This is a genomic window from Jatrophihabitans sp., from assembly GCF_036389215.1.
Taxonomy (GTDB): Bacteria; Actinomycetota; Actinomycetes; order Mycobacteriales; family Jatrophihabitantaceae; genus Jatrophihabitans_A.
The window spans coordinates 1-8,470 of record NZ_DASVQG010000226.1; the positions used below are offsets into that span (position 1 = coordinate 1).

7 protein-coding genes and 1 pseudogene are annotated in these 8,470 nt (G+C 71.7%); 2 read left to right on the top strand and 6 right to left on the bottom strand.

Translation table 11 applies throughout. The annotated features are described in order from the left end of the window. From VF542_RS12495 to VF542_RS12505, 3 genes and pseudogenes are all read right to left on the bottom strand, one after another. Positions 1-1,041: pseudogene (locus tag VF542_RS12495) on the bottom strand ([protein-PII] uridylyltransferase); the annotation flags it as partial. After that, positions 1,025-1,357: a P-II family nitrogen regulator gene (locus tag VF542_RS12500; protein ID WP_408652035.1), complete on the bottom strand. Its 333-nt coding sequence runs from the start codon at positions 1,355-1,357 to the stop codon at positions 1,025-1,027. The pseudogene VF542_RS12495 and the gene VF542_RS12500, both read right to left, overlap by 17 nt. Beyond that, positions 1,354-2,736, bottom strand: a complete 1,383-nt coding sequence (locus tag VF542_RS12505) for an ammonium transporter (protein ID WP_408652036.1) — start codon at positions 2,734-2,736, stop codon at positions 1,354-1,356. Before VF542_RS12505 ends, VF542_RS12500 begins: the two co-directional genes overlap by 4 nt. Before the next feature lie 227 nt (positions 2,737-2,963). On the opposite strand from VF542_RS12505, the gene pepN reads away from it, so the two are divergent. Together pepN and VF542_RS12515 are read left to right on the top strand one after the other, a co-directional pair. Next, positions 2,964-5,534 carry an aminopeptidase N gene (gene pepN / locus VF542_RS12510; protein ID WP_408652037.1) on the top strand — a complete coding sequence of 857 codons (2,571 nt, stop codon included), beginning with the start codon at positions 2,964-2,966 and terminating at the stop codon, positions 5,532-5,534. Positions 5,535-5,570: 36 nt separating this feature from the next. Beyond that, positions 5,571-5,945, top strand: coding sequence for a VOC family protein (locus tag VF542_RS12515; protein ID WP_408652038.1), 375 nt, complete (start codon positions 5,571-5,573; stop codon positions 5,943-5,945). Positions 5,946-6,005: 60 nt separating this feature from the next. On the opposite strand, the gene VF542_RS12520 is transcribed toward VF542_RS12515, so the two are convergent. The 3 genes from VF542_RS12520 to VF542_RS12530 all read right to left on the bottom strand — a co-directional run. Then, positions 6,006-6,701 carry a streptomycin biosynthesis enzyme StrG gene (locus tag VF542_RS12520; RefSeq protein ID WP_408652039.1) on the bottom strand — a complete coding sequence of 232 codons (696 nt, stop codon included), beginning with the start codon at positions 6,699-6,701 and terminating at the stop codon, positions 6,006-6,008. Continuing rightward, on the bottom strand, positions 6,698-6,955 hold the full coding sequence (locus VF542_RS12525) for a hypothetical protein (RefSeq protein ID WP_408652040.1): 258 nt from the start codon (positions 6,953-6,955) through the stop codon (positions 6,698-6,700). Before VF542_RS12525 ends, VF542_RS12520 begins: the two co-directional genes overlap by 4 nt. Then, positions 6,910-8,470 (bottom strand): hypothetical protein (locus VF542_RS12530; protein WP_408652041.1); only part of this gene is annotated, 1,561 nt, incomplete at its 5' end. The genes VF542_RS12525 and VF542_RS12530, both read right to left, overlap by 46 nt.

An 8,470-nucleotide genomic window follows, 5' to 3' on the forward strand; every position in this document is an offset into this window, starting at 1 on the left:
GGCCCGGGCCACCCGCAGCGTCAGCACCGGATCGGCCCACGGGTCGGCGTCGCGGGCCAGCACCACCTCACCGCCCTGGGCCACCACGTCCTTGGCCAGCGGGGTCCGGACCGCGGGGTCCAGGCGGCCGCTGGACGACGCCCCCGGCCGCAACCGGCTCAGCAGCGACCGCGACGCCGGGCGGTTGGCGGCAGCCACCCGCCGCCACGCGGCGTCCGTGGCGTAGGCCAGCGTCCGGGCCGCCTCGTTCACCGCCCGCAGCACCTCGTCCGGGCCGTCCAGCCCGAGCGCCCGGGCGACCGAGTCGCGGTCCTGGGCCCGCAGCACGTCGGCCGAGCGCCCGGCCAGCCGGTGCAGCTCGCCGCGCACGTCCAGCAGCACCGTGCTGGCCTGCGCCACCGCCGGCGTCAGGTCCAACAGTTGGGCCGAGGCGAGCGCGCGCAGTCCCACCCAATCGCGCAACCCGCCCCGGCAGTCCTTGAGATCCGGCTCCAGCAGGAAGGACGCGTCTCCCCGACTGCGCCACCGGCCACGGGCCAGCTCCTGCAATTCGGTGACCTTCGCCGGCGCGCTGCGCCGCCAGCGGCTGATCACCTGCTCGCGAACCAGCCCGGTCAGGGCCGGGTCGCCTGCGATGTGCCGGGCATCGAGCATGCCCAGCAGTGCCTTCAAGTCGTCGGCGGCCACCGCGACCGCCTGCTGCGGAGTCCGTACCGAGTGATCCAGGCCCACCCCGGAGTCCCAGACCGGGTACCAGAGCGAGTCCGCGACCGACGCGATCTCCGCCGCCTTGCCGTCGTGCAGCAGGACCAGGTCCAGATCGCCGTACGGGGTGGGTTCGCGACGTCCCAGGCCACCGACCGCCAGCAGCGCGACCCCCGGCACCGGCGGCAGGATCTCGCTCAGCCAGGAGTCGAACATCGCGGTGAGGGCGGCCCGCAACTCGGGGCCGACCAGGCCGGTCCGGGCCAGCAACTCGGTCCGGGCCGAGATGGGCCGCTTAGAGGGCCGCTTAGAGGGCCGCTTAGAGGGCGTCGTCATCCCGTTCGCCGGTCCGCACCCGCACCACGGTCTCGATCTCGGTCACCCAGACCTTGCCGTCGCCGATCTTGCCGGTCCGGGCTGCCTCCACCATCGCCTCGACCACCTTGGTGGCGTCGTGCACCAGCACCTCGACCCGCACCTTGGGCACCAGGTCGACGGTGTACTCCGCGCCCCGGTAGACCTCGGTGTGCCCGCGCTGCCGGCCGAAGCCGGATACCTCGCTGACGGTCAGGCCCTGGATGCCGAGGTTCTCCAGCGCGAGCTTGACCTCTTCCAGCTTGAAGGGCTTGATGATCGCGGTGACCAGCTTCATGCCTGCACCCTCTCCCTGCTAGCGGCGGCGGCCGGGGCGAAGTGGCCGCCGGAGCCGGTCAGCGTACCGAAGTCATAGGCGGTCTCGCCGTGAATGGACTGGTCCAGGCCGGTGACCTCCTCCTCTTCGGTGACCCGGGTCTTCATCACCAGGCCGATGACCTTGGCGATGACGAAGGTGCCGACGAAGGAGAACACGCTCACCACGGCGGCGGCCTCGAACTGGTGCAGCAGCAGGTTCCAGCCGGCGTACTTGCCGCCGCCGCCGTAGAAGATGCCGTTGTTGGCCAGGGAGTTGATGGCGTCGGTGGAGAAGAAGCCGACCGACAGGGTGCCGATCCAGCCGCCGACGAAGTGCACGCCGACCACGTCGAGCGAGTCGTCGTAGCCCAGCCGGTTCTTGAGGCTGATCGCGAAGGCGCAGCCCACCCCGGCGAGCAGCCCGATGACCAGGGCGCCGGTGACGCTGACGAAGCCCGCGCAGGGCGTGATCGCCACCAGCCCGGCCACCGCCCCCGAGGCGGCACCCAGCGCGGTGGACTTGCCGTAGCGCACCTTCTCCACGATCAGCCAGCCCAGCATGGCGGTCGCCGTCGCGGTGTTGGTGTTCATCCAGGCGTAGCCGGCCAGGCCGTTGGCCGCCAGCGCGGAGCCGGCGTTGAAACCGAACCAGCCGAACCACAGCAGCCCGGCGCCGAGCATCACGAACGGGATGTTGTGCCCGCGCATGTTCTCCCGTGGCCAGCCGCGCCGCCGGCCCAGGACCAGCGCCATCGCCAGGCCCGCCGCGCCGGCGTTGATGTGCACGACCGTGCCACCGGCGAAGTCCTCGGCGAAGAACTTGCCCGCCGACTGCATGGACTGGTTGAGGAAGCCGTAGCCGTTGAACACCCAGTGCGCGACCGGGGCGTAGATCAGGATCGACCAGGCGGAGACGAAGGCGATGAACGCGCCGAACTTCCACCGGTCGGCCGTCGAGCCGGTGATCAGGGCCGGGGTGATGATCGCGAAGGTCAGCTGGAAGGCGACGAAGACGATCGTGGGCATCGTCTGGGCCTCGCCGAGCGTGGGGACCACGTCGGCGATGTTGTGCAGCAGCAGGTAGTGCAGGTCACCGAGGTAGCGGCCGGTGCCGCCGAAGGCCAGGGTGAAGCCGATCACGACCCAGGTGACGCTGACGATCGCCATGGCGGCGAAGTTCTGCATCAGCATGCCCAGGGTGTGCTTGGCCCGGACCATGCCGCCGTAGAAGAACGCCAGGGCCGGGGTCATGAGCAGGACGAGGGATGCCGATGCCAGTACCCACGCCGTATCGCCTCCACTGAGGTTCTTGAGGTCGAACGGCGCGTAGCTGGCAGCGGTGAGGACAGCCTGTGACACTCAGGTCTCCGCTTCTTCTCGGGTGGGTGCGAGCAGGAGAGCGCGCTGGCAACGAGCATCGACCGGTCCTGTTTCGTCGAGGGCCCGGCTGTGTTTCCGCCAGGTGAACGGGCGGCACTGTTCGCACGGTGCTCTTCTCCCGAAATAGGCCGATAATACGAATTGAATTTCGGCGTTTGCAGTCACCCACCGTAATTATGGGCAAGCGAGCCGGTAGCTTCGTGGGCATGCCGAGCCTGACCCGCCTTGAAGCGGCCGAGCGCGCCGCGCTACTTACCGTCCGTCACTACCGGATCACCCTGGATCTGGACCGGACCGGTGCGGATTTCGGCTCGGACACCGTCATCGAGTTCGACGCCACCCGCCCGGGGGCCAGCACCTTCCTGGACCTGCGGGCCTCGCAGGTGCTCTCGGTGCTGCTCAACGGCGAGCCGGTCGATCCCGCCGGGCTGGTCGACGGCCGGCTGCCGCTGACCGGGCTGCGGGCGCGGAACGTCCTGCGGGTACGGGCCCGGATGGCGTACTCGACCGACGGCGAGGGCATCCACCGCCATGTCGACCCGGCCGACGGCCAGACCTACCTCTACGCGATGTCGTTCCTGGACGCCGCGCCGCGCTGGTTCGGCTGCTTCGACCAGCCTGATCTCAAGGCCAGCTTCGACGTCGAGGTGCACTGCCCGCCCGACTGGAGCGTGGTCGGAAACGGCGCGGCGACCCGCTCGGCGCCGGGCCACTGGCAGCTGGCGAGCACCCGGCCATTGGCCACCTACTTCGTCACCCTGGTCGCCGGGCCGTACGCCTCGATCACCGCTGAGCATGACGGCATCGCCCTGGGCGTGCACACCCGGGCCTCACTGGCCGAGCACCTGAAGGCCGAGGCCCCCGACATCCTGGCGGTCACGGCCGCGGCCTTGGATCGCTATCACGAGCTGTTCGGCATCCGGTACCCGTTCGGTGAGTACCACCAGGCCTTCGTGCCCGACTTCAACGCCGGTGCCATGGAGAATCCCGGCTGCGTCACCCTGCGCGACCAGTTCATCTTCCGCTCCGCCGCCACCCGGGGCCAGCGGAGCGTCCGGGCCTCGACCATCGCGCACGAGATGGCGCACATGTGGTTCGGCGACCTGGTCACCATGCGCTGGTGGGATGACCTGTGGCTGAATGAGTCCTTCGCGGAGTACATGGGGTACCGGGTGTGCGCGACGATGACCGGCGCTGACGGCACTGGCCGGTCGACGCTGGCCGAACTCGCCTGGATCGAGTTCGCCCTGCACCGCAAGGACTGGGGCCGGGTCGCCGACCAGGCGCCGTCGAACCACCCGGTCGCCGGCAACGGTTCCGAGAGCGCTGCCGCGGCGCTGGCCGACTTCGACGGCATCTCCTACGCCAAGGGCGCGTCCGTCCTCAAGCAACTGGCCGCGCACCTCGGCGACGAGGTCTTCTTCGGCGGCCTGCGCCGGCACTTCGAGCGGCACCGGTTCGGCAATGCGGACTTCGCCGACCTGATCGCGGCCTGGACCGAGGCCGGCGCGGTGGACCTCGCCAGCTGGGCCGAGCTCTGGCTGCGGACCAGCGGTCTGGACACCCTGACCGCGGAGCAGCGTGCCCACGACGATGCGCCCGGCGCGGATCAGCCGCCCGGCCCCGGCGAGCAGCGCGACACCGGCCAGGTGTGGCTCAACCGCACCTCGCCGGACGGGTCCCGGCGCCCGCACACCGTCCGGGTGACCGGCTTCGATGCCGAGGCCACGCCGCGGCTGGCGGAGCAGGTCACCCTGGACGACGACGCCGTCCCGGTCGGTCCGGAGGACACCGGTCCGCTGCGGCTGGTGGTCGCCGACAGCGCCGATGACAGCTGGGCCAAGATCCGGTTCGGGACGGCCGGCTGGCAACCGGTTGCCGACCTGCTGCCCCGGATCACCGCCGCACCGACCCGGGTGGTGCTCTACAACGCCGTCCGCGACGCCGTCCGGGACGCCGACCTCGACCCCGCGCAGGCCTTGGACATGGTGCTGGCAGCCGTCGCCGTGGAACCGGTGGAGCTGGTGGCCTCCGAACTGCTGAAGTTCGCCACCGACGAACTGGCGGCCAATTACGCCAAGCCAGCCGACCGGCCGGGCCGCCGGGCTCGAGTGGCCGGCCTCGCGCACCGGCTGCTGGCCGTCGCCGAGGCAGGCGGCGACCTGCAGCTGGAGGCCGCCCGGGCCGGGATCCGGGCCAGCGACGACGCCGGCTGGCTGCGAGCCTGGTGGACCGGTGAGCAGGTGCCGGCCGGACTGGTGATCGACGCCGAGCTCAGGTGGGCGCTGGTCGCCCGGCTGGCTGCCCTGGGAGAACTCCGCGACGCCGACATCGACGCCGAACTGGCCCGGGACGAGAGCACCTCGGGTGTGGTGCACGCGGCCCGGGCCCGCGCGCTGCGGCCGGACCCGGCCGCCAAACAGGCGGCCTGGGCCTTGCTGACCGAGCCCAGCCAGCGGCCCGCCTACGAGCTGTACGCCAGCGCCGAGAGCTTCTTCGAGCCCAGCCAGAGCGAACTCACCGCCGGTTACCTGCCCCGGTTCTTCGAGGAGATGCCGGCCACCGCACGCCACCGGCACGGCTGGGCACTCGGCTCGGTGATCTTTCGGGCGTTTCCGGTGTCCGCCGCGTCGGCCGACGTGCTGCGACTGGCCGAGGACGCGCTGGCCGGATCGAAGGCAGCCCATCTGGAACCGCCGGTCCGGCGTGCCTTCGTCGACGGGACCGACGCGCTGCGCCGGGCGGTGCGCTCGCTGCAGCGTTACGGCGGGGTCTGACCAGCCGGGTCCGACCGCGCCCGCTAGGGTCAGGCCATGAGCGAGATGAACGTCCGCGGCCTGACCGTTGCGGTGCATGCCGGTGACCGGGACGAGGCGCTGGGCTTCTACTGCGCGCTGATCGGCCGCGAGCCCGACCTTGGCCCGGACCCCGACTTCTACGAGTGGGAGATCTCGCCCGGCGCCTGGCTGCAGCTGGCCACCGGACGCACCGACATCAGGCCGTCCTCCTTCCGGCTGCGGTTGCAGGTCGAAGACATCGAGGCCGCGGTCGAGGTGCTGCGTACCAAGGGCTTCGAGCCCGGCGACATCAAGTGGCTGCCTGGCCTGGTCGCCTTCGCAAACCTGACCGACCCGTGGGGCAACCCGCTCGGGGTGTACCAGGACCTCGGCGTCGTCGCAGGCCCTTAGCAGGCGGCGCCAGCGGCGAGCGACCGCTGGCGGCGAGCGGCCCCTGGGCGGTGAGCCGCCCTAGGACGGGGCCGCCAGCCGGTCCAGCCGGCGGACGATGCGGTTCATCAGGTGGATGCCTTCCGCGCGGGTGGTGGCGCCCCGGTAGCCGAAGCGCATGTCGAAGCTGATCCTGGTCACCCCGGTGCTGTTGAACACCGACCCGTGCCCGAGGTAGCCGCCGTCGAAGATCAGCCCCTGCCCGTAGCGCAACGGCACCGGCGCGTAGTCCTGCTCGCCGTAGTCGCTCTCCAGCTGAAGGGCGGCCGAGCCGTGCACGTCGGTGATCGGCAGCCAGAAGTTGATCTGGTCGATCCGCTTGGTGACCGGCACGTCGCAGTGGAACGAGCTGACGCTCGCGGTCCCCGGGAAGTGCACTCGCACCTTGGGACGGTTGGAGTACGACAGCGACCGGCCGGCGACCGGCGCCAGCACCAGGCGCATGAACTGGTGATAGAGCTGGAAGAACGGCGCGCTGTCGGGCAGTTGCTGAACCAGGGCACGGGCCGCCAGGTTGTCCCGGGTGCGCAGCTGGCTGCGCTGCCCGGAACCGTCCCGCGAGGCCTGCACGTCCAGATGCAGCGACTCCAGCGACCCGACCCGGAAGACGTCGCGGCGCAGCAACGCGGCGAACGGGAACCGCTCGGTGTCATAGCCGAATCGCACCCTGCCGGCGACCGGCCTCAGCACGCCGGTCGCCTCCACCAGCGCCGTCATCGAGGGACCGCCCGCACGACGTAGCGGAGCATCCGCAGGCTGAGCACGGCCCTCTGCCAGGCGTTGTAGGCGAACAGGCCTCCCGACCGGCTGGCTACGCAGGTCAGTTCCACCAGGTGCTCCCAGGCCCAGTCCGGAATTCCCAGCCGCGGCTCGGCAGTGAGCAGGAGCCGGTCCTGCGGGGTGAGCGGCACCATGCCGGTCAGCGTCAGCTCAGGCCCGCCCGGTCCGGCGCGACCGGTGCCCAACAGCATCGAGCGGCCGGTGATGGGGTCCCACACCGCCCGGCACTCCCCCTCGGCCAGCCCGGCCGGACCTCGCTCCAGCGCAGGCTGCCGGCGGCGAGCTCGGCTGTTCCCGGCCGCTGCCCGTCGACGGTGATCCCGGCCCCGACGCCCAGCCGGACCAGCCGCGGCCCCTGCCCGGTCGCGACCCGGAGCGTGTAGTCGCCGGCCGGCTGGTCGGTGGCACTCTCGGCCAGGCCTGCGACCCCGGCCGCGCCGCGGGGCAGCGGCTGCGCGGTGAGCTCGACGCGGTGCCCGCCGGCCACGCTGTCACCCGCCGGCCAGGTGGTGCCGACCAGCCGCCGGCCACCGCGAGCGGTCACGTCGGTCTGCAGGAAGCCGTTGCCGGCCGGGCCGCTCCACCGGATCGCGCCCGCGGAGTACGCGGCACCGGCCAGCAGCCGGCCGTTGAGGTGGACCCGGTCGTGCTCGGGCTTGCCGGGCCGGGCCAGCACGAACACGCTCAGCCGCCGGTCAGGCTCCAGGTACAGCCCGCTCCACGGTGCCAGGGTGGTGCGGAGCGTCCGTTCCAGATCCTCACCGAGGGTGACCGGGTCGAGGGTGAGACCCCGCTGGGCGGCCCAGTCCCGCACCGTCGAGGCACGCTCCTCCTCGGCGGCCCGGCTGACCGCCACCGCCAGGTCCCGGCTGGCGGAGTTGCTGGCCAGCAGGCTGCCCAGCGCCCGAGCAGCTCCCGGGGCGGCGCGGCTGCCCTTGGCGGCACGTTGCACCTGGCCGCCGTCGCGGCTGGACAGCAGTGCCCGGTCGCGCGGCGTCAGTTCCCCGGCATCCCAGCCCTGCACCGCCGCCGCCGGGTCGTCCTGATAGCGGCTGCGCAGGTCCGGATCGTCGCGCAACGCGAGCACGAACCTGGCGGCTGGTGTGTCCTCCTGCCAGTGGTAGCCCTGCGGCACCCGGAACTTCGCGAAGTCGGTGAACGCCTTGCGCTCCCTGGGCCCGTACCTGTCGATCACCCGCAGCGGGCTGGTCGCCGGCTTCAACGTCTGCCCCGGCCTGAGCAGGCCGAGCTCGCGCAGCACCGCCTGATCGGCTGCCGGCGCGTGGATCGGCGGCAGGTAGAAGGTGGACAGGCCCGTGACTCCTGCCTGGATGGAGGGCTCGCGCAGCTCGGAGATGGTGTGCCTGGCGATCAGCGGGTCGATGCCGGGGTAGCGGGAACCGACGTAGTTGGTGACCAGCTGGTCGGGGCCGTACACCGCTTCCAGGTGATCCAGCAGCAGCGAGAAGCCGCTGTTGAGAAAACCCTGCCGGCGGTAGCCGAGCTCGCCGATCAACCCGACCTGCCACAGCACGACATGCAGCGCCGGATCGGGCCGGCGCCGCCGCACGATCATGTCGGTGGCCTCGTAGGTCATCAGGCCGGGCTGGCTCGGGTCGAAGCCGAGGTCGGCGCACATCGTGTCCAGCGCGCTGACACCGGCCCGCATCACCGCCCGATGCCCCTCCCGCCGGGCGAGCGCGAGC

What these genes read in the sequence shown, in the direction of transcription:
- VF542_RS12500 (WP_408652035.1), bottom strand. Translation starts at nt 1,357, where the DNA reads ATGAAGCTGGTCACCGCGATCATCAAGCCCTTCAAGCTGGAAGAGGTC.
- pepN (WP_408652037.1), top strand. Translation starts at nt 2,964, where the DNA reads ATGCCGAGCCTGACCCGCCTTGAAGCGGCCGAGCGCGCCGCGCTACTT.
- VF542_RS12515 (WP_408652038.1), top strand. Translation starts at nt 5,571, where the DNA reads ATGAGCGAGATGAACGTCCGCGGCCTGACCGTTGCGGTGCATGCCGGT.
- VF542_RS12520 (WP_408652039.1), bottom strand. Translation starts at nt 6,701, where the DNA reads ATGACGGCGCTGGTGGAGGCGACCGGCGTGCTGAGGCCGGTCGCCGGC.
- VF542_RS12525 (WP_408652040.1), bottom strand. Translation starts at nt 6,955, where the DNA reads ATGCTGTTGGGCACCGGTCGCGCCGGACCGGGCGGGCCTGAGCTGACG.